General features: G+C 60.9%; 16 protein-coding genes and 1 other RNA gene. 6 read left to right on the forward strand and 11 right to left on the reverse strand.

Features of this window, described 5'->3' with window-relative positions; translation table 11 throughout:
- Positions 1-10: 10 nt before the first annotated feature.
- From AC1Q5O_RS09295 to AC1Q5O_RS09305, 3 genes are all read right to left on the reverse strand, one after another.
- Positions 11-511 carry a dihydrofolate reductase gene (locus AC1Q5O_RS09295; RefSeq protein ID WP_492562538.1) on the reverse strand — a complete coding sequence of 167 codons (501 nt, stop codon included), beginning with the start codon at positions 509-511 and terminating at the stop codon, positions 11-13.
- A 79-nt stretch (positions 512-590) separates the two neighbouring features.
- On the reverse strand, positions 591-1,385 hold the full coding sequence (locus AC1Q5O_RS09300; RefSeq protein ID WP_223612767.1) for a thymidylate synthase: 795 nt from the start codon (positions 1,383-1,385) through the stop codon (positions 591-593).
- Between the two features lie 116 nt (positions 1,386-1,501).
- The gene (locus AC1Q5O_RS09305; protein ID WP_464661208.1) at positions 1,502-1,813 is read right to left on the reverse strand and encodes a DUF2853 family protein; all 312 of its coding nucleotides are present in this window, start codon (positions 1,811-1,813) and stop codon (positions 1,502-1,504) included.
- A 145-nt stretch (positions 1,814-1,958) separates the two neighbouring features.
- Between AC1Q5O_RS09305 and ssrA the strand changes: the two genes are divergently transcribed.
- Positions 1,959-2,316, forward strand: a transfer-messenger RNA (tmRNA) gene (gene ssrA / locus AC1Q5O_RS09310).
- Between the two features lie 145 nt (positions 2,317-2,461).
- Here the strand turns inward: ssrA and AC1Q5O_RS09315 are convergent.
- The gene (locus tag AC1Q5O_RS09315) at positions 2,462-3,670 is read right to left on the reverse strand and encodes a multidrug effflux MFS transporter (RefSeq protein WP_472460770.1); all 1,209 of its coding nucleotides are present in this window, start codon (positions 3,668-3,670) and stop codon (positions 2,462-2,464) included.
- Between the two features lie 212 nt (positions 3,671-3,882).
- Between AC1Q5O_RS09315 and AC1Q5O_RS09320 the strand changes: the two genes are divergently transcribed.
- The 4 genes from AC1Q5O_RS09320 to AC1Q5O_RS09335 all read left to right on the forward strand — a co-directional run bounded on the left by AC1Q5O_RS09320 (position 3,883) and on the right by AC1Q5O_RS09335 (position 5,736).
- Positions 3,883-4,593 carry a TetR/AcrR family transcriptional regulator gene (locus tag AC1Q5O_RS09320; protein ID WP_492562542.1) on the forward strand — a complete coding sequence of 237 codons (711 nt, stop codon included), beginning with the start codon at positions 3,883-3,885 and terminating at the stop codon, positions 4,591-4,593.
- A 115-nt stretch (positions 4,594-4,708) separates the two neighbouring features.
- Complete coding sequence (locus AC1Q5O_RS09325) at positions 4,709-5,293, forward strand: SspB family protein (protein ID WP_223612763.1); 585 nt, start codon at positions 4,709-4,711, stop codon at positions 5,291-5,293.
- Positions 5,294-5,302: 9 nt separating this feature from the next.
- Positions 5,303-5,509 carry a DUF4169 family protein gene (locus tag AC1Q5O_RS09330; protein ID WP_464661210.1) on the forward strand — a complete coding sequence of 69 codons (207 nt, stop codon included), beginning with the start codon at positions 5,303-5,305 and terminating at the stop codon, positions 5,507-5,509.
- Positions 5,506-5,736, forward strand: a complete 231-nt coding sequence (locus AC1Q5O_RS09335; RefSeq protein ID WP_472460768.1) for a ribbon-helix-helix domain-containing protein — start codon at positions 5,506-5,508, stop codon at positions 5,734-5,736. Before AC1Q5O_RS09330 ends, AC1Q5O_RS09335 begins: the two co-directional genes overlap by 4 nt.
- A gap of 215 nt (positions 5,737-5,951) precedes the next feature.
- Here AC1Q5O_RS09335 and AC1Q5O_RS09340 read toward each other — a convergent pair whose 3' ends face one another.
- The 7 genes from AC1Q5O_RS09340 to AC1Q5O_RS09370 all read right to left on the reverse strand — a co-directional run bounded on the left by AC1Q5O_RS09340 (position 5,952) and on the right by AC1Q5O_RS09370 (position 17,308).
- On the reverse strand, positions 5,952-9,797 hold the full coding sequence (locus tag AC1Q5O_RS09340) for an AsmA family protein (protein ID WP_492562546.1): 3,846 nt from the start codon (positions 9,795-9,797) through the stop codon (positions 5,952-5,954).
- Between the two features lie 41 nt (positions 9,798-9,838).
- A complete protein-coding gene (locus AC1Q5O_RS09345; protein WP_464661213.1) occupies positions 9,839-11,248 on the reverse strand; it encodes an FAD-binding oxidoreductase in 1,410 nt (469 codons plus the stop codon).
- 293 nt (positions 11,249-11,541) lie between these two features.
- Positions 11,542-11,901, reverse strand: coding sequence for a DUF2185 domain-containing protein (locus AC1Q5O_RS09350; protein ID WP_472460766.1), 360 nt, complete (start codon positions 11,899-11,901; stop codon positions 11,542-11,544).
- A gap of 8 nt (positions 11,902-11,909) precedes the next feature.
- Positions 11,910-12,863: a hypothetical protein gene (locus tag AC1Q5O_RS09355; RefSeq protein ID WP_492562549.1), complete on the reverse strand. Its 954-nt coding sequence runs from the start codon at positions 12,861-12,863 to the stop codon at positions 11,910-11,912.
- Between the two features lie 242 nt (positions 12,864-13,105).
- The gene (locus AC1Q5O_RS09360) at positions 13,106-13,993 is read right to left on the reverse strand and encodes a dienelactone hydrolase family protein (RefSeq protein WP_464661215.1); all 888 of its coding nucleotides are present in this window, start codon (positions 13,991-13,993) and stop codon (positions 13,106-13,108) included.
- A gap of 201 nt (positions 13,994-14,194) precedes the next feature.
- Complete coding sequence (locus tag AC1Q5O_RS09365; RefSeq protein WP_492562552.1) at positions 14,195-14,734, reverse strand: glyoxalase superfamily protein; 540 nt, start codon at positions 14,732-14,734, stop codon at positions 14,195-14,197.
- Positions 14,735-14,977: 243 nt separating this feature from the next.
- A complete protein-coding gene (locus AC1Q5O_RS09370; protein WP_492562554.1) occupies positions 14,978-17,308 on the reverse strand; it encodes a glucose/quinate/shikimate family membrane-bound PQQ-dependent dehydrogenase in 2,331 nt (776 codons plus the stop codon).
- A gap of 243 nt (positions 17,309-17,551) precedes the next feature.
- Here AC1Q5O_RS09370 and AC1Q5O_RS09375 point away from each other — a divergent pair, with 243 nt between their 5' ends.
- On the forward strand, positions 17,552-19,993 hold the full coding sequence (locus AC1Q5O_RS09375) for an ATP-dependent helicase (protein WP_464661218.1): 2,442 nt from the start codon (positions 17,552-17,554) through the stop codon (positions 19,991-19,993).
- The last annotated feature ends 13 nt before the right edge of the window (positions 19,994-20,006 follow it).

Below are 20,006 nucleotides of genomic sequence, written 5' to 3' on the forward strand. Positions count from 1 at the left end.
GCGGCAAATTCTAGCGTCGTTCGTAAATCGCGTAGCGGGTCGGATAATTGTCTTTTTCACCCGCCGGGAATTCTTCCTGAAACACTTCGTTCCAGTTCTTCGGATCGATGGGAGGGAAAAACGCGTCGCCCTCGATATTGGCCAGAACCCAGGTGATGTGAAGACGGTGCGCCCGGTCCAGGAGCTGGCGATAAATCTCGCCGCCGCCGATAACGCAGATTTCATCCACCTTGTCCGCCGCCGCATGGCTGCCGGCAATCATCAGCGCCTCATCCACGGAACGGACGGCAATGACACCGTCCACGGCAAAGGCGGGATCGCGGGTGATGACGATGTTGGTGCGTCCCGGCAGCGGCTTGCCGAGCGTATCCCAGGTCTTGCGCCCCATGATGATGGGCTTGCCCATGGTGACCGCCTTGAACCGCTTCAGGTCGGAGGACAGGCGCCACGGCAGGCCATTGTCACGGCCGATAACCCCGTTCTGCGCGACGGCAACAACAAAACTGATCATTGGACCTATTCCTTCCGGGAAAGCAGACAGCGTAAACCAAAGAGCGCGAGCAATTCGACCAGATCAACGGGTCCTGACCCTAGACGGCGATCGGCGCCTTGATACTCGCTTCGGCCACATAGTTCTCAAGACTGAAATCGTCGAACGTGAAAGCAAAGAGGTCTTTCACGTCGGGATTAAGGCGCATGACCGGCAAAGGACCCGGCGTGCGGCTCAATTGCAGCCGCGCCTGCTCGAAATGGTTGGCATAGAGATGCGCATCGCCCAGCGTGTGAACGAAATCACCCGGCTGCAGACCCGTGACCTGCGCCACCATGAGGGTCAGCAGCGCATAGGATGCGATATTGAACGGCACGCCGAGGAAAATATCGGCGGAGCGCTGGTAGAGCTGGCAGGAAAGTTTTCCGTCGGCCACGTAGAACTGGAACAGGCAGTGGCAGGGCGGCAGCGCCATTTCATCGACCAGCGCCGGATTCCATGCGGAAACGATCAGACGCCGCGAATAGGGATTTTGCTTTATCGCACTGACGAGATTCGCAATCTGGTCGATATGCCGGCCGTCGGGCGCAGGCCAGGAGCGCCACTGATAGCCATAGACCGGCCCGAGATCGCCGTTCTCGTCAGCCCATTCATCCCAGATCGTCACGCCGTTTTCCTTGAGATAGGCGATGTTCGTTTCGCCTTTCAGGAACCACAGCAGCTCGTGGATGATGGATTTGAGATGCAGTTTCTTGGTCGTCAGGGCAGGAAAACCCGCCGACAGATCGAATCGCATCTGGTAGCCGAAAACGGAACGTGTGCCTGTCCCGGTACGGTCGCCGCGGTCGACGCCGGTATCGAGCACATGCTGAAGAAGATCAAGATAAGCGCGCATGGCTTCTCTTTAGCAGATTCGTTTCACGAAGCAGTAAAACTTCTGTGTGATCCACAAGCACAGGCGGCAAAAATCCCCGGCGAATCACCGGGGACCCTGTTCAGCCCGGCAAAGGTTCAGAGGCTGCCGAGCAGTCCGAGTTCTTTTGCCGTCAGATAATAGAAGGTAACCCGGCCCTTGGCACGGTGATCTTTCATCTTTTCGCAGACGGCGTGAATGGCTGCATCGGCCTTGGCAGCATCGGTGACGCCGAGCTTCTTGCCAACCCAACTTGTACGAACACGGGCCAATTCTTCCGGATCCGAGCAGGAAACCAGTGAAGAATCCCGGTTGCGCAGGGCAATTCCGAGATGTTTGACGATTTTTGTGACAATCGCCTCGTCCGCACCCGCATCGTAATGACGTACATCTGCTAGATAGTCACTCATGAAAAAATCCCCTGATTGTTGGTTTCAATGCCCAGGCACCAAAACCCTCCCTGACACAAAAGACACCGCACAACCGGCAGCTGCATAACGCGATGACTCGTTAGACACAGGAAACATTCCCCAGCTACAGGAACCTGTCAATGCCGCTCTTTCATTTCGCCGCGACACCACCTATATAGGTCTTGCTGGCTTCGGCCAGCTATGGTGATAAACGGACGATACAATAAGCCTATTGGACCCGGGGGCGGTACCCGGCGCCTCCACCAGAGTGCAGTTGCGAGACTGCATTGTGGCGGGGGCGAAATAGGATCGACAAGGGTGTAAAAATCGCTCTTTTGCCCGGCATAGTACCACCGTTATCGGGCTAACTCAGTAGTTGCAAACGACAACTATGCGGAAGCACGTCTCGCTGCTTAATTGCGGTGTGATCGCTTCAAATTAAGTCCTAGGGGTTCGCACTTCTAGGCGGGGTTCGGAGGTACCTGGCAACAGAAACCTCCACCTTTCCCCTTTTTTGAAAATCCGCCATGCCGCAAGCCATCTTCAGGCTTTGCGTGCCCTGTTGTGTCAATCCTACTCCTCTGCAGAAATGCAGAAGGCCCGGAACCGTGGTTCCGGGCCGTCGTCTGAGTGGATGAGCGAGGCTGCCTACTCCGCAGCGGCTTCCGCTTCGACGACGCGGCGGCGCGCGATTGTCAGCTGCGTCAGAATGAAGGCAGCCACAGCGCACAGGCCGATACCCGCCGCCATCGGCAGTGCCGTGCCGTTGAAGAACAGACCGGCGATTACCATCGCAACGGCTGCCGTCACGAAGTGCAGTGTTCCCATCAGGGCTGACGCCGTACCGGCAATCTCGCCATGATCTTCAAGGGCAAGCACCGCGGTCGTCGGAATGACCAGACCGAGGAAGCCGTAACCGATGAACAGGAATGTCGCCAAGACCGGCAGCTGGTTGAAGCCCAGCGCCATGACGACAACCATGGCCGCCATGGTGAGCGAGAAGGCCGTCAAGGCCATGCGCATCACCCGCACCAGGCCGAAACGGTCGCCGAGCCAGCCGGTCAGCTGCGATACCGTGAAGAACGACACCGCATTGATCGAGAAGGCGATGCTGTACTGTGTCGGCGTCAGGCCGTAATGGTCGATGAGCACGAAGGGCGAGTTGGCGAGGTAAACGAGAAAGCTCGAAATACCCAGCCCGCCGATGAAGGTCAGCGTCAGGAAGTTGCGGTCGCTGAGCAGCAGGCGATAGGCCGCCATGGCGCTGCCAAGGCTGCTTTCCACGCGTGCGGCCTTGGGCCGGGTTTCCTTCAGCTGCGTCGACAGGAGGATCAGCCCGATGAAGGCGGCAATCGTCACCGCCCAGAACACGCCGCGCCAGCCGTAGAAGCTGATGACGGCACTGCCCGTCAGCGGCGCAAGGATCGGCGAAATGCTGAAGACCAGCATCAGCAGCGACATCAGCCGTGCAGCCTGGACACCCGTGTGCATGTCGCGAACGATGGCGCGCGGAATGACCATGCCGGCCGCACCGCCGATGCCCTGCAGGAAGCGGAAGGCAATCAGCGTTTCGATGTCATTGGACAGCGCGCAGCCGACGCTGGCCACGGCAAACAGGCCGATGCCCATATAGAGCGGCGCCTTGCGGCCCCACATGTCGGAAAGCGGCCCATAGATCAGCTGGAAGATGGCGAAGGAAATGAAGAACGCCAGAAGGCTCATCTGCACGACATTGTTTTCGGCGCTGAGATCCTTGCCGATGGACGGCAGCGCCGGGAGATACATGTCGATCGCAAATGGCCCGATGGCCGACAGGAGACCAAGAATGAGGGCCGTACGAAAGAAAGAGGTCGTCATGGTGTTCATCTTTCAGAAAACGGCAGCGCGAAGCTCATCGGCTTCTGCGCCGCATTGCTCTCAGGAGAGGTTCAGAATTTTTCACCTGCGATGGAGCGGCGCGGCTTGGGAGGACGCTCTCTCCATCACAAAACAGTGTGTCAATGTTTTTAGACACAACTGTCAAATTAGACACTATTGTCTAAAACGTCAATGCGCATTATCTTCGGTTCATGACAAATCCAAAAGAAGCAGCGCACAGGGCGACCGGCCATACCCAACGTGGTCAATGTTCAAAACGTCTATCGATATTGGATGCAGCGGCCGAGGTATTTTGCCGGGAAGGCTTTGCCGGAGCGAGTATTGACGAAATCGCTGTGGAAGCGGGCGTTTCGCGCCAGACTATATACAACCACTACCGGGAAAAGGAAACACTCTTCACCGCCGTGGTCGAAGATGTGATGAACCGCACCAATGCCAGCCTCTTCTCGATATTGGCGACATTTCCCGACACGCCCGACAATCTGGAAGACGATCTGAGCGCATTTGCGGTGCGGCTCGCCCAGAATTGCCTGTGCAACCAGGACGGAAAGTTCCTGCGCAAGCTGGTGCAGTCCGAGGGCGAGCGCTATCCGCAGCTGTTCGAGGGCTGGCGCAGGCACGGCCCCGGAAAGATCGGAACCGCCCTCGCCGCGCTGTTTGCCCGCCTCTCCCATGGCGGCGGCCTGCAGATGGATGATTTCGATCTGGCCGCCCGGCAGTTCCTGGCCCTGGTCAATGCCGATCTGCAGATGATTACGCTCTTCGGCGAATCGCCGACCGGGGAACAGCTGGACAATGCCGCGCGCAACGCCGTGCGCACCTTCCTGCGGGCCTATTCCGCCCCCGCAGGCAATCCGGCAATGGGTGCGGACAACGGCCCCCAGCGGGCACGGCAAGCTTAATTTAAGCTTGGGGCTTACAACCAGTCGCAATTCCTTTATCCATGCGCCATAATGGCTCAAACCTGTTTGTCATCTCTGCTTGACAGAGAGGGGCGAATCCATGGGATAAGAGTGCATGCCACAAGATATGATCCGTTACGATATACTGGCCCAGGAAGCGCTGCGCGGCGTTATCCGCAAAGTCCTTGGTGAAGTTGCCAAGGCTGGTCTTCCTGGCAACCATCATTTTTTCGTCACGTTCCTGACCGGTGCGGCGGGCGTGCGCATTTCGACGCGTCTGCACGAAAAATATCCCGAGCAGATGACCATCGTCCTGCAGCACCAGTTCTGGGACCTGCAGGTCACCGATACGCTGTTTGAAGTCGGCCTGTCCTTCGGCGATGTGCCGGAACGTCTGGTCGTGCCGTTCTCCGCCATTCGCGGCTTCTACGATCCCTCCGTCAACTTCGAACTGGAGTTCGACGTCGAGGTGGAAGAAACCGTCGGCGACAACGATCAGGGCGTTACCAGCATTGCACCGGTGCAGCCTGCCGAAAAGCCGAAGACGGCAACGTCCGGCGCTAAGCCGAAACCCGCAGCCAAACCGGCCAAGAAGCCGGCCAAGGCAGGCGGCGAGAAAGCCGATGCTCCGCGCGAAGAAACGGGCGAGAAGGCATCCGCATCGGTCGTTTCCCTGGATTCATTCCGGAAGAAGAAGTAACGCGCGCCCATGGCCGACATCGTCAACCTGCGACAGTTCAAAAAGCGCAAGGCGAAGGACGCGAAGGAGCAGAGTGCGGCCGAGAACCGGATTGTGTTTGGCCGCACCGGGACCGAGAAACAGTTTGAAAAGAACGCCAGCCGCAAGACCGAGCTGTTTCTCGACAGCAACCGGCTTGAGGGTCGCATACCACCAGCCGGCAAGGACAAGCCTTGAGCCTTGTCCGCAAACGGTCCGTGACAATCCGCGGGCACCGCACCAGTTTTTCCCTTGAAGACCCTTTCTACGCGATCATCACGTCCATCGCGGACGACCGCAAGATCACGCTCGCCCGCCTGATTGCCGAGATCGACGAGGGCCGCGACCGCGACTCCAACCTGTCTTCGGCCCTGCGCATCTACGTGCTCGACTGGGTGATGAAAGGGATGAAAACCGCTTCCTAAGATTCTGATTTGATTCGCGGTATTGTACTCACCCCCCTCTGGGCTGCCGCCCATCTCCCCCACAAGGGGGGAGATCTGCCGTCACCGCTGTTTCGATCAGTTCGAAAACATTGCAAAACAAGCAAAAGCGTTGATGTCGATGTGATCTCCCCCCTTGTGGGGGAGATGGGCGGCAGCCCAGAGGGGGGTGAAAGCTCATCCACAATCCGCCAGCCCTACTGAACCGTTGGCCCGAGCGTCTTCAGAAAATCATCCACGGACTGTTTGTTGAGGGCGCCGCTGCCCTGCTGGGGCGGCACCTGCGCCCCGCCACTGGGAGGCGACGGCTGCTCGCGGGCCTTCCGGGCCGCATCTTCCGCGGCCTGCTTCTCGGCAGCGACCTTTTCGGCAGCAGCCCTTTCAGCGGCGGCTTTCTCGGCCGCGGCCCTTTCAGCTGCCTGCCGCTCCGCCTCGGCCTTTGCCGCCGCTTCCTGTTCCGCCTTCAGCCTGGCCTCTTCGGCAAGCCTCTGCCGTTCCGTGGCCTTGCTCTGGAACAGCAGGGCCTCGCGGCGCAGCCGCTGCTTTTCAACCAGCGATGCCTGCATGGTTTCGACACGCTGCTGCTCGCGCTCCAGCGTGCGCTGCGTCAGGAACTGTTCCAGCGGCTGGCGGTTCAGCGTCCATTTCGGCGCGCGCCACGGCCCCTCTCCCTTGAACTCGACAACCGGCTCTGCACCGGCAACCACCAGCTTGCCCGGATCGAACGCATAGCGCCCCTGCGAGGCCATGGTCATGTCGGGGAAATTCAGCCGCAGATCGGCATTCAGCCACGCACCGGGGCTTTTCAGCTGGAATGTCGATGTCCGCGCCGTGCCGCCGGCAATGGTAAAGGCAAACTCCGCCGCACCCGCATTGAACGGCCCGGCATGCAGATATTTGCCGATCACGCCATTCACGCTGGCGGCGGTGATCGGGCCCGACAGCCCGTCGGCATCGTCCAGGATAGGCTTGAGCGCACCGGGATTGATGGTATCGATGGCCAGATCATCCACGGAAACAACGCCCGAACCGGCAACCGACGCCATCATGTCGGCGATGGTTGTGCCGGTTGCATTGACCGAGGCGACGATCTTGGCTGTGCCCATCAGCGGCTCATGGTCGTCAGGCGTGTAGAGATCATCGAGGGAGGCCTGCTCCAGCGTGAACTGACCGGCCGCCAGACCGGTACCGCTCGTGTTGCGCAGCTCGAACGTGCCCTTGACGGTGCCGCCGAGAATCTCGCCCTGCGTTTCATCGAGCCGCAGATAGCCGTCCTTCAGCGATGCGGTGGACTGCAGTTTGCCCACCCGTCCGAGAACACCGGCGTCCGCCTCGTCAGCCTTGATCTTGAGATTGAAATCGGTCGGGAACAGCGGCGCCTTGGCAAAGGTTTCTTTCGGCCAGTGCGTTTGCCCGCCCGCGTCGACGGCGCCGGTGCCGAGCATGAACTGCACCACGGCGGGAAGGTCGATCCTGCCCAGCGCCAGATTGCCCTGTATATCGGGTGTTCCGTTGTTCACGCCGAGATCGAGACGGCCGGCAATCTTGGTATCATGCACCTTGCCGTTCAAATCCGGCAGCACCAGCCGGCCCTTGGCAAGCTGGAAGCTGCTGGCCATGTCGACCGGCATGCCATTGCCAAATCCCGGCAGCGAATAGCCGGCTGTCGCAAGATAGGGCTCCAGATCGCTGGCCTTGATCGACGCCCGCCCTTCGCCGTTCAACAGGCCATTGCTGCTGCGCAAACTGCCGTCGAGGAGCGCCTGGCCATCCGGCGCTTTCAGCGCAAGCTGCGTCTGGATGCCGTCCTTGCCATTGCCTTTCAAGGCAAGGTCCGCCTCCAGCTCACCGGCAAGGCCGAGCGGCAGCGCGGGAAGTCCCATCAGGGCCATCAGGTTCTCGCCATGATCCGTGCGCGCATTCATCGTCAGTTCCAGCACGCGGAACTTGTCGGTGCCCTGGCTGGTCGTGCCGGAAAGCGTGATATCCATGCCGCCGGTTTTCCCCGCCGCGCTCAGCGACAACTCATCGGCGGCATCCTTGCCATGCAGCGCATTGGCGATGATGCTCAGCTCCGTTCCGTCAAACAGTCCGGGAAACCGGGCCGCATGCTCGTTGAGCGCCGCAAGGAACGGGAAGTCTGGAAACTGCGCCGCCAGCGCCGCAACGAACGGTGCCATGTCATCCGAGAGAACCGTTGCATCCAGCGAACCGGAAGGCTCGGCCTTGAACGGCGCGATCTTGCCGGTTGCGGTAATGGTTGCCCCGGACACATTGCCGACGGTCAGGCGGTCGATATCGAAGACGCCGTCGCGCAGGCGAAAGCCGGTGTCGAGCGATTCCGCCACCAGCCCGCCATGACTGACCGGCCCGGCTTTCACCCGCACATCGAGATCTTCACCCGCCAGTTGCGGTGCGCCCTTGCCCGTCTCCGATGGCGTGTTGCGGCCGAAGATGGCGGCAAAGGCTTCCAGCGCATCGCCATCCAGCGCGCCACCGTCCAGCGTCAGCTGGGTCAGCGGCACGGATTCGCCCTTGGCGCTGCGGATCAGCGATCCCTTGAGCGAGGCGCCGCCAAGCGCCACTTCCAGATTGTCGATGCGCTGCAGGTCGTCGTGCAGTTTCACATCACCGGAAAAACCCGCGCCCGCCAGCCGCCGGATCGATTCATCCACCGTGTCGGTCAGCCATGCCGCCAGACCCGAGGGCTGGCGCGATGCGACAAGCAGTTTGCCGTCAAAGCCGAAATCCTTGCCGATCTGCAGCGTGCCGCTGGCCTCGAACTGGGTTCGTCCCGGCAGTTCCGCCCGCAGCTGGTTGATCTTCCAGGCGCCGCCCGAGGGTTCCGCGTCGATCCGCACCGAGCGGATGGTGGTGTCGCCCGCCACGATGGCCGGAAGTTTCAGATCGATGCTGCCGGGAACCGTCGGAATGGGCAGCTGGTCCATCAGGCGGCGGAACACGCCCAGCCGCTGCGCGGCCGTGTGCGGCGTTGGCTTGCTGCCCTTGCTGTCCTCGTTCTGGTTGTCGAACGTGACCTGCTGGCCATCCGCCTTGACTTCAAACCGCGGGTTCCTGCCATAGTCGAAAAGCGCGTTGCCATTGACGATATAGGGATCGTCAACCGTCCCCTGCTCCATCCGGAACTCCGGAATGGTCACGCTGGCATGATCGGCCTCGAAGCGCCCGGTCACGCGCACGCTGGAAAGAAGCGGCTTGTCCTCGGCCGGCGTCCCCTTGCCCGCCGCCGCCTTGGGCGCTGTCTCGTCAGCCGACCGGATGTTGATGCTGCCGGCATATTTCAGCGCGCCCTTGTCAAGCGTCACCCCGCCGTCGGTCTCGAGCACCGCCGGAATGCCGTCAGGGATAATGCGTGCATGCACGTTGAGCGAGCCGTCCGGCTTCAACTGGCCGGTGGAAGCGGAAACGCTGGTCCGCTCCCCGTTGAAAAGCAATGTGCCATCGAATTTCCACGGACCGCTCAGCTTGGTCGCGGACACCGTCGCATTGAGATCGTTCACGGTACGGACCGTCGCGGTCGAGGCGTCGCGCACCAGCACGGAGCCGTTGGTGATCCGCACGTTTTCCAGCTTGACCTGCGTCGAGCCGAACGATGTCTGCGGCCGGATGGCCCAGTCGACCACGCCGTTGCGGTCGATATTGACCGACGCGGTCGGCTTCTCCAGCCGCATGTCGAAAATGAGAATCTCGCCGCGCAGGAACGGCGCAAGTTCCGCGTCCATCGAAAACTTGTCGATGGTCATGACCGGCGCCGATCCGGGGTCGCCCACCCTGACGTCGGAGAAGGTCACCGATGGGAACGGCAGGAGCCGGGCGCTGGCCGTTCCGGCAACCGTGACGGGCCGCCCGAGAAGCGCCGATGCCTCCCGTTCAAACGAGGAGCGGTAGCCGGCCCAGTCGACAAAATACGGCACCACCAGTGCCGCGGTGAGCACCAGTACCAGTAGTCCGCCGATCAGAACAAAAAGGCGCGCCAGTGTTTCAACTCCATTCTTACGCGTTGGGCACCGTATACACCGCACCGTTCACAAATTGGGCGAAGATGCGGAATCAACGTGCAAAGTTACAGACGTAAGATCTTGCCGGGATTCATGATATTGCCCGGATCGATAGCCCGCTTGATCGTTTCCATCACGTCGACCGCACCGCCAAGTTCGAGCCGGAGGAATTTTATCTTGCCCTGCCCGATGCCGTGCTCGCCCGTGCAGGTTCCGTCCATGGCAATCGCCCTGAGATTGAGGCGTTCGACAAAGGCTTCCACGTTCTGGATTTCCTCCGGATTCTTGTCGTCGAACAGGATCAGCACATGGAAATTGCCGTCGCCCGCATGACCGACAATCGGCGCGATCAGCCCGCTCGCCGCAATATCCTTCTCCGTTGCGACGATACATTCGGCCAGGCGCGAAATCGGCACGCACACATCCGTCGACAGCGACTGCTTCCCGGGCGCCAGCGTCATGCAGGCGAAGTAGGAATTGTGCCGCGCCGACCACAGCTTTTCGCGCTCTTCCAGATTGGCTGTCCATTTGAACGGGCCGCCGCCATTGGCCGCGGCAATCTCGCCGAAGAGTTCCGCCTGTTCGGCCACACCCGCATCGCTGCCGTGGAATTCGACAAAGAGATAGGGGGCAACCGGATAATCAAGCTTGGAATAATTGATCATCGCCTGCATCTGCAGGCTGTTGACCAGCTCGATACGCGCCACGGGAATGCCCATCTGGATGGTCTCGATCACCGCGTTGCAGGCGCTTTCAAGATCCGGAAACGCGCAGATGCCGCCGGAGATCGCCTGCGGAATGCCGTAGAGCTTCAGCGTCAGTTCGGTGATGATGCCGAGCGTGCCTTCGGAGCCGACGAGCAGCCGGGTCAGGTCATAACCGGCAGACGTTTTTTTCACCCGCTTTGCCGTGCTGATCAGGCGGCCATCCGGCATGACGGCCTTCAGCGCCAGCACGTTTTCGCGCATGGTGCCGTAGCGCACGGCATTGGTGCCCGAGGCACGCGTGGCGGCCATGCCGCCAAGGCTGGCATTGGCGCCGGGATCGATCGGGAAGAACAGGCCGGTATCGCGCAGATATTCGTTGAGTTCCTTGCGGGTGATGCCCGGCTCGACCACGACATTGAGGTCTTCGGTATAGACCTTGAGAATGCGGTTCATCCGCGACAGGTCGATGGACACACCGCCCGCCGGCGCATTCACATGGCCTTCCAGCGATGTGCCGGTGCCGAACGGAATGACCGGCACCTGCCACTCGCCGCAGAGGCGCACGACTTCCTGAACGTCTTCGGTCGTTTCGGCGAAAACCACGAGATCGGGGGCCTGGTTCGGGACATAACTGGTGGTGTGGCCATGCTGCTCGCGGATGGATTTGCCCGTCTGCGCGTTGTCACCAAACCTTTTCCTAAGAATCGAAACAACGGTCGCAATACCATTTTCATTGCGCACCATTGCTCCTGCATCAGCCAATGCCATTCCGGTCTCCAGAATTCCAATCGAGGATTCGTCCAATTCGCGTGCATTTTCAGTCACTGCACGCGACTTGTCCAGTTGTAACTCTGTGTGACAGAACCGCAAGGGTTGGGGAAGAAAGTCCGTGAGATAATCTCAATCAGCACAGTGGGATGATGCTGGTGGTGGTGCGTGGTTCGACAAGCTCACCATGAGGGATGTGGTTTGGTTGCAGCATCAATCGAAGAGCTTGCAGAACGCAATAACCGGAAGCCCACAACCTCCCTCATGGTGAGCTTGTCGAACCACGCACCCCTTCACTCCTCATCGTCGTCGCTGGGTTCCCAGTCGGTGACCCGGACAAAGCGCTCCTGTTCGCCGGTCCGTTCAAACACGCTGCCGACCGGCGAGTCGAGCAAAGGGATGATGCTGGGATCGTAGTTGGCGATGGTGTTGACGTCGAAAATCCCGCTGTTCTCCGGGTCTTCCATGTAGTCGTCGCTTTCGAAGCCCGAGAGAAAACGCCAGCCGCTGTCCAGTGCGTTGTCGGGATCCTCGCGGTACATGAAGCGCACGGGATAGCCGTCAATTGTGATCGTATCGGTTGCGATACAGCCGCCGTAATTGCGGACCAATGGCCGTATCTCGTCTTTGCTGAGTCGATAGGTTTTATCCATGCCCGATTTTAATTGATCGTCAGCGACTTGGCGAGTCTGCGGAAACGGTCGGCAAATTTATCCTTTTCGCTGCCCCGCACGATCAGGATGGCGCGAACGTAGCGGTCGCCGGCAAACCGGGCGACCTGGGCAACGTAAAGCGCATCTCCGCTGGTTGCGTCCTTGGCGCTGCCGTCAATATCCACCCATTCGCCGCCATCGGCCGGCGCGCTGCTTTCATTGTCCGAGCGGACATCCTTGATCCCGGTCAGCGACGCAAAGGCCTTCCTGGCAAAGTCCATGCGGGCGGCAGCCTCGGGCGCATTGCCGAGATTGGACGCGATGATGATCACCGGCTGCGCCGCGCTGGCGGGTACATCCTGCGGTCCGTCGGTCAGGAGATAGGTTGCCCCGGCAATGGCACGGATCGGACGAAATCCGGCGAGATCGCCCACCTTGAACGGCAGGGCGGCGATCTGTTCGTCAAGGGTTGGCGGCGTGCGCACCGCGATCGAACGCAATGTATCCTCGACATCCGCATCCGATGGCGCACCGGCAACCCCGTCGGGAATTTGCATGGTGACCATCGTCGTGGTTGTCGGTGCCTGCGACAGGACAATCCATTTGCGGTACTTGATGCCGGAGGCAATCTGGCTGCCGTGAATATATTTGGCCGCCGACGCGCCCTTGACCTGCCAGTCCTGCGCGGCACCGCTGACAACGATGCCCGTGGGCGCCAGACCTTCCGCATTGAACTTGGCGGAGATTTGCGCATAGGCATCCACCGGCAGCTCGGTCAGCACAATGGTCGCGCCCATCGCCGGGTCTTCAAAGCCGCTGAACGTCGACGACGGTTGCATGTTCCGGGGAATGACCAGGCCGACGCTGGAGCCTTCCGGGAAAACAGCCTCCTGCGCAAAGCCCGCCTGCACATGCGCAAGCGACATCATCATGAAGACCAGAAAGGCAGTTATGGAGCGCATGAAGGCATTTCCCGTCGCGTTGCATTGTTGTGACTAGCAGTGCCCGGAACGGTCTGGCAAGCCATTGGTTTCATGGGGACGGGAAATGCGCGGTGCATGACTTATAGTGCGTGGTTCGACAGGCTCACCATGAGGGAGGTGGTTTGACTGCAAAGCCAATCTTAGACGTCGCAGAATAGTGCTTCCTGCAATCCTCCACATCCCTCATGGTGAGCCTGTCGAACCACGCACCGTGAGATTTGTCAGCTCAGATATTTCTTGAAGAACGCCACCGTGCGGCCCCAGGCGAGATCAGCGGCTTCCTTGCTGTAGCGGGCGGTGGACGTATCGTTGTTGAAGGCGTGGTTGACGCCCTCATAGACCTCGATGTCAAACGTCTTGCCATTGTCCTCAAGCGCTTTCCTGTAACCGTCGATGCCCGCATTGATCCGCGTGTCGAGCCCCGCGTAGTGGAGCAGCAGCGGCGCCTTGATTTTTGCAACGTCCTCGGCCTTTGGCTGGCGGCCGTAATAGGCCACCCCGGCGTCGAGGTCCGGCGAATTGACGGCCAGATCATTGACCAGTCCGCCGCCCCAGCAAAAGCCCATGACGCCGACCTTGCCGTTGGCATACTTGACCGATTTGAGATAGGCGATCGTCTCGACGCCTTCGGCAATGGTCTTTTCGGGGTCGAGATTGGCAATCAGGTCGCGCGCCTTGTCTTCGTCCGAAGGCGTGCCACCGGCCGACGACAGGAAGTCCGGGGCGAAAACCGTAAAGCCTTCCAGCGCCATGCGCCGGGCGATATCGCGGATATGCCTGTTGAGACCGCGATTCTCATGAATGACCACGACCACCGGCAGTTTCGCCGTCGTGTCGGTCGGGCGTACGCTGTAGCCTTTCATGTCTCCCGCCGGGCCGGAATGAATGACGTCCTTGGTGAGCAGCCGCGGATCGTCGGATGCGACGACTGCGGCCTGTGCGGAATTTGCAGCCAGCATCGGTGCAATGACCGCGGCTGCGGCGCCGGAGCCCGCCAGTTTGGCGAGCTTGTCCATGAAGGACCGGCGGTCGAGGGTCAGATGCGTGTATTCGTCATAGGCATCGACCATGGCCTGACTGATCGTCGGAGTTTTCTTCGGCTTGTCCATTGTGGCTCTTTCCATCGAAAAGGACTGCCGGGCCATCAAACCCCCGCCGTTTCCCATCACCCTTGCAGGCGATGCGAAAGGACACCGGTGGAGAGCGCAACGCCGAGTCCAGTCATCACTGTGGCGCCAATTTCCCAGACGCCGACCGCCTCGTCAAGGCAGGCAGCGCCGGATTGCCCCGGCACTGCCCGCACGCAAAACCTACTTGTCCTCGCAAAAGCTGATCCGGTTGCTGAACGGATCGGTCACATGCACCTCGCGGCCCCAGGGCGCTTCTTCGAGCCCCGGGTTCATGAAGCGGTAGTTCCTGGAATGAAGCTCCTTGTGAAACGCTTCGATGCCCGTCATGCGCACGAAAACCCGGGCGCCGGGGCTGGCATCGCCGGAATGTTCGCTCAGATGCAGCGTCAGGCCGGAGCGCGTCACCTGACAGTAAAGCGGCGTGTTGTCCTCGAACCGGTGCTCCCATTCGAGGGTGAAGCCGAGATAGTCCAGGTAGAATTCCTTAGCCTTATCAACGTCGAAAATCCGCAGAATCGGGTTGGCCGGTCCGAAGGAGATGGCTCCCTTCGGCGCGGGCCCGTCCTCCGCGATCTTTGCCGCCAGCACGTTCCAGTTGTCGAGACCGAACCCGGCCGCAACAAGTTCCAGACCGTCACTGTGGGAAATCTCGATATTTTTGGCGGCAAGCGCCTGTCGCAGCGATTTGGCCATCGCCTTGGCGTCATGAAATGTACGCATCGTCTATCCTTCATAGGGGTGAACGCGGAAAGTCAGTGCCCGCATTGCCGACCCGTTCACCATGCAAAGGATGAAACGCAGCATCGTTCGATACATTCACCATGGGTTGAACCCCCGCGAGCGGCTGGCCGTATCTGCCTGGTGAATTGATATGAGCAGTTTTGCGCCGCGTCAACTGGATTAAAACAGTCAACAAAGGCCCTCCCGGCTGCCGACCCGGGAGGGTGCGATGGTGCGCCCCGCCTATTTCGGCAGGGTATAGGCGATGACGTAGTCACCGGCCTTGGTGTTGATCGAGCCGTGGCCGCCGGCGACGATGACGACGAACTGCCGCCCGTCGGGCAGTGCATAGGACATGGGTGTGGACTGTCCGCCCGCGGGAAGACGCCCTTCCCACAGCTGCTTGCCGGTGGTCACGTCATAGGCACGCAGATAATTGTCAACCGTTGCGCCAAGGAATGCGACGCCGCCCGCCGTGATGATCGGGCCGCCCAGCCCCGGCACCCCGACCTTGAGCGGCAGGGGCAGCGGCGAGGAATCGTACACCGTGCCGTTGCGGTGCTTCCAGGCGATCTTGCCTGTGCGCAGGTCCGCCCCCGCCACATAGCCCCAGGGCGGGGTCTGGCATGGCAGGCCGAGCGGCGAGACGAACGGTCCCATCACCACCGCATAGGGTGCGCCTTCATTGCGGTTGAGCCCCTGTTCGCTGCCCTTGGTGCCCGCGCTCGGTGCCGGCACATCGGCGCGCGGCACGAGCCGTGAAGTGAAGGCCAGATAGGTCGGCATGCCGAACATCACCTGCCGCTCCGGATCGACCGCCACGCCGCCCCAGTTGAACACACCGAAATTGCCGGGGTAGATCAGCGAGCCCTGCAGCGACGGCGGCGTATAGCGCCCCTCATAGCGCAGCTTGAGGAATTGGATGCGGCAGGCGAGCTGGTCGAACAGCGTCACGCCCCACATGTCCTTGCCCTGCAGCGGTCGCGGTATGAATGTCAGGCCGGAAACCGGCTGTGTCGGCGAGGTGTGGTCGCCCTCGATGGCACCGCCGGGGGCAGGCACCTCCTCGACCGGAATGATCGGCTCGCCCGAACGCCGGTCGAGCACGTAGATATCGCCCTGCTTTGTCGGGCCGACCAGTGCCGGAACCGCTCCGCTTGCGGTGTTGATGTCGACAAGGCTTGGCTGCGAGGGCACGTCCATGTCCCAGAGATCGTGATGCACGGTCTGGCGCACCCAGCGCATCTGCCCGGTATTGAGATCGAGCGCCACGATGGAGGACGAGAATTTCTCCACATTGGCGGACCGCCCGGCGCCAAGCTGGTCCGGCGTCTGGTTGCCGAGCGGCACGTAGAGCAGCCCGAGTTTTTCATCGACGCTGGAAATCGACCAGCTGTTGGGGGAATTGGCGGTGTATTTCTGTCCCTCCGGCAGCGGCGTCGTCACATCGGGATTGCCGGAATCCCAGTTCCACACCAGCGCGCCGGTGTTGATATCGAAGGCGCGGATGACGCCGGACTGTTCGTGGATCGAATAGTTGTCATTGACCGCGCCGCCGACAATGATCTTGCCCGCAGCAATGACCGGCGGCGAGGTCGAATAGTAATAGCCGGCAGGATTATAGGGCATGCCGGTTTCCAGATGGATGGTGCCCTTGTCGCCAAAAGCCGGGCAGACCTGGCCATTGGCCGCATCGAGCGCGATCAACCTTGCATCGGCGGTCGGCATATAGACCCGCTCGGCGCAGGGTTGTCCGGCCGCGACGGTGGTATCGGCATAGTAGGACACGCCGCGGCAGGTCTGGTGCTGCCGGTCGTCATTGTCCTTCACCTGCGGATCGAAGCGCCATTTTTCCTTGCCGCTGGCGGCATCAAGCGCAATGACGAAGTTGTGCGGCGTGCAGATATAGAGCGTGTCGCGCACCTTGAGCGGTGTCACCTGATAGGTCGTTTCCGGAATATCGGTGGAGCGGCGCACATCGCCGGTCTGGTAGGTCCAGGCCACCTGCAGCTTGGCGACATTGTCGGGCGTGATCAGCTTCAGCGGCGAATAGCGCTGGCCGTAGAGGCTGCGGCCATAGAAGTGCCAGTCGTCATTGGGCACACCGCCGATATCGGGCGTGGCGGTCACCACCTCCCGGCTCAGTTGGCCGGGAAGATCGAGCGGGTCCCGGCTCATGGAATAGCCGGCAACGCCGAGCGCCACCAAAACAGCCAGCCAGAGCGGCGCTGCCCCCAGAGAGGCAGAGCCGGCATCGGCACGGGTCAACCGGCCGCGCACCCACGGTGTCAGGAGCCAGAGCCCGAGCAGGATGATCACGCCGCCGCGCGGCGCCAGCTGCCACCAATCGAAGCGGATTTCCCAGATGGCCCAGCCCAGCGTGCCGATCACCAGCAGCGCATAGACCGGCAATGCGGCCGAGCGCCGCCGGAAGAGGAGAATGGATGTGACGAGAAAGGCGAGCGCGGCGATGACGTAGTACCAGCTGCCGCCGAGAACGGCGAGCCAGACGCCGCCCGCACCCAGGGCAGCCGCGATGATCAGAAAAAGGAGAGCCGTCAGAGTGATTGCCATGGCAGGGATCCTTTCCAAGCTCAATCAAGATCGAATGGTCCTGACATGAGGCTGCGAACGGGCCATCGGCTGCCAGATTCCTCTCTGACCTAGGCGTATGCCCTAATTCAGAACGGCGCAATATCAACGATTGCAAATTTCAATCGCAAGTTTCAGGGGAAACTCTGCGCTAAATGCTGTATGTTCTTGCTTTGTATCGGATCGGTCTGGTTTTTCGATGCCGAATCACTACATTGGAGTGAAATGTCCGGATTGCCTGACGATATACCGTTCTTCGATGAACCTGATGCGCCTCGCCAGCCGCAGGGCATAGCTGCACGCGCCATGCAGGCGCGCGGCGCGCCGCCCTATCTCAATGGTCTCAACCCGGAACAGCGACTTGCGGTTGAAACCACCGAAGGGCCGGTACTGGTTCTCGCCGGTGCCGGAACCGGCAAGACACGGGTGCTGACCTCGCGCATCGCCCACATCCTCTCCCTCGGCAAGGCCTATCCCAGCCAGATTCTTGCGGTGACCTTCACCAACAAGGCGGCGCGCGAGATGAAGGAGCGCATCGGCGTTCTCGTCGGCGGTGCCGTGGAAGGCATGCCCTGGCTCGGCACGTTCCACTCCATCGGCGTCAAGCTGCTGCGCCGCCATGCGGAACTGGTCGGCCTGCGCTCGGATTTCACCATTCTCGACACGGATGATGTCATCCGCCTGATCAAGCAGATCATTCAGGCCGAAGGGCTCGACGACAAACGCTGGCCTGCCAAGCAGTTCGCGCTGATGATCGACGGCTGGAAGAACAAGGGCCTCGGCCCTACGGAAATCCCCGAGGGCGATGCCCGCGCCTTTGCCAATGGCAAGGGCCGCGAACTCTATACCGCCTATCAGAACCGCCTGAAGACGCTCAATGCCTGCGATTTCGGCGACCTGCTCTGCCATCCCATCCGCATGTTCCGCGCCTATCCGGATGTGCTGAAGGAATATCACGCTAAATTCCGCTACATCCTCGTCGACGAGTATCAGGACACCAACACAGCCCAGTACATGTGGTTGCGCCTGATCGCGCAGGGCTCGAAGAATGTCTGCTGCGTTGGTGACGACGACCAGTCGATCTATGGCTGGCGCGGTGCGGAAGTCGACAATATCCTGCGCTTCGAGAAGGATTTTCCCGGCGCGGTGGTGATCCGCCTGGAGCGCAATTACCGCTCGACGGCGCATATTCTCGGCGCGGCGTCGTTCCTCATTTCCCACAATGAGGGCCGCCTCGGCAAAACCCTGTTCACCGATGCGCCGAATGCCGAAGATGCCAAGGTCAATGTCCACGCCGCCTGGGATTCCGAAGAGGAAGCCCGCGCGGTCGGCGAGGAAATCGAACAGGCACAGCGCAGGGGCCACAACCTCAATGATATGTCGATCCTCGTGCGCGCCTCCTTCCAGATGCGCGAGTTCGAAGACCGTTTCGTCACCCTCGGCCTGAATTACCGGGTTGTCGGCGGCCCGCGGTTCTACGAGCGCCTCGAAATCCGCGATGCCCTCGCCTATTTCCGCGTCGTGGCTCAAGGGTCCGATGACCTTGCGCTGGAGCGCATCATCAACACGCCCAAGCGCGGCCTCGGTGAAGCCGCCGTGCGGCAGGTGCATGACTATGCCCGCGCCCGCGATATCGGCATGCTCGATGCCGCCGCCGATCTGGTGCAGACGGAAGAGCTGAAGCCCAAACCCCGTTCCGCCCTGCGCGAAGTGGTTGAAAACTTCCACCGCTGGCAATCTCTGATTGATTCAACGCCGCACACCCAGCTCGCCGAAATGATCCTCGACGAATCCGGCTATACCGCCATGTGGCAGGCCGACCGCTCGGCGGAAGCGCCGGGCCGGCTGGAAAACCTGAAGGAACTCATCCGCTCCATGGAGGAGTACGAATCCCTGCGGTCGTTCCTCGAACACGTGGCTTTGGTCATGGATGCCGAGCAGAATGAAAATCTCGATGCGGTCAACATCATGACGCTGCATTCGGCCAAGGGGCTGGAATTCGAGACCGTCTTCCTGCCCGGCTGGGAGGAAGGCCTGTTCCCGCACCAGCGTGCGCTGGATGAGGGCGGCCGCTCCGGCCTTGAGGAAGAGCGGCGGCTTGCCTATGTCGGCCTGACCCGCGCCAAGAAGAACCTGCACATCTGGTTCGTCTCCAACCGGCGCATCCACGGGCTCTGGCAATCGACCATTCCCTCCCGTTTCCTCGAGGAACTGCCGGAAGCGCATGTGGAAGTTGTTGCGACGGGCAATTCCTATGGCGGATACGGCTCCGGGGGCGGCTATGGCCAGTCACGCTTCGACCGCGCCGATCCGTTTGAGAACACCTATTCGACCCCCGGCTGGCAACGCGCCCAGCAGAACCGTTCCGACGCCACGCGCAACAATTGGGGCTCGCGCTCCGGCGCAAAGGTCGAGCGCATCGGCTATGGCGAGACGGATTCCGGCCACGGCGCCGGACGCGGCTCGGTCAAGGGCCGCATGATCGATGGCGAGCTGGTGGCCAAATCCGTCAGCGAAACCCCGTCGAATTTCGACGTCGGCGACCGGGTGTTCCACATCAAGTTCGGCAACGGCAACGTCTCGTCGATCGAAGGCAACAAGCTGACCATCGATTTCGACAAAGCCGGACAGAAACGCGTGCTCGACAGTTTTGTGAAGCAGATCTGAGCGGGCTGGGTTG

The sequence above is a fragment of the Phyllobacterium sp. MT110 genome, from assembly GCF_058792715.1.

Excerpts from the sequence above, each read along its gene's own strand:
- AC1Q5O_RS09300 (WP_223612767.1), bottom strand. The coding sequence starts at position 1,385 with ATGCGCGCTTATCTTGATCTTCTTCAGCATGTGCTCGATACCGGCGTC.
- AC1Q5O_RS09315 (WP_472460770.1), bottom strand. The coding sequence starts at position 3,670 with ATGACGACCTCTTTCTTTCGTACGGCCCTCATTCTTGGTCTCCTGTCG.
- AC1Q5O_RS09370 (WP_492562554.1), bottom strand. The coding sequence starts at position 17,308 with ATGGCAATCACTCTGACGGCTCTCCTTTTTCTGATCATCGCGGCTGCC.
- AC1Q5O_RS09375 (WP_464661218.1), top strand. The coding sequence starts at position 17,552 with ATGTCCGGATTGCCTGACGATATACCGTTCTTCGATGAACCTGATGCG.
- AC1Q5O_RS09345 (WP_464661213.1), bottom strand. The coding sequence starts at position 11,248 with ATGGCATTGGCTGATGCAGGAGCAATGGTGCGCAATGAAAATGGTATT.
- AC1Q5O_RS09350 (WP_472460766.1), bottom strand. The coding sequence starts at position 11,901 with ATGGATAAAACCTATCGACTCAGCAAAGACGAGATACGGCCATTGGTC.
- AC1Q5O_RS09325 (WP_223612763.1), top strand. The coding sequence starts at position 4,709 with ATGCCACAAGATATGATCCGTTACGATATACTGGCCCAGGAAGCGCTG.
- AC1Q5O_RS09365 (WP_492562552.1), bottom strand. The coding sequence starts at position 14,734 with ATGCGTACATTTCATGACGCCAAGGCGATGGCCAAATCGCTGCGACAG.
- AC1Q5O_RS09295 (WP_492562538.1), bottom strand. The coding sequence starts at position 511 with ATGATCAGTTTTGTTGTTGCCGTCGCGCAGAACGGGGTTATCGGCCGT.
- AC1Q5O_RS09360 (WP_464661215.1), bottom strand. The coding sequence starts at position 13,993 with ATGGACAAGCCGAAGAAAACTCCGACGATCAGTCAGGCCATGGTCGAT.
- AC1Q5O_RS09330 (WP_464661210.1), top strand. The coding sequence starts at position 5,303 with ATGGCCGACATCGTCAACCTGCGACAGTTCAAAAAGCGCAAGGCGAAG.
- AC1Q5O_RS09355 (WP_492562549.1), bottom strand. The coding sequence starts at position 12,863 with ATGCGCTCCATAACTGCCTTTCTGGTCTTCATGATGATGTCGCTTGCG.
- AC1Q5O_RS09320 (WP_492562542.1), top strand. The coding sequence starts at position 3,883 with ATGACAAATCCAAAAGAAGCAGCGCACAGGGCGACCGGCCATACCCAA.
- AC1Q5O_RS09305 (WP_464661208.1), bottom strand. The coding sequence starts at position 1,813 with ATGAGTGACTATCTAGCAGATGTACGTCATTACGATGCGGGTGCGGAC.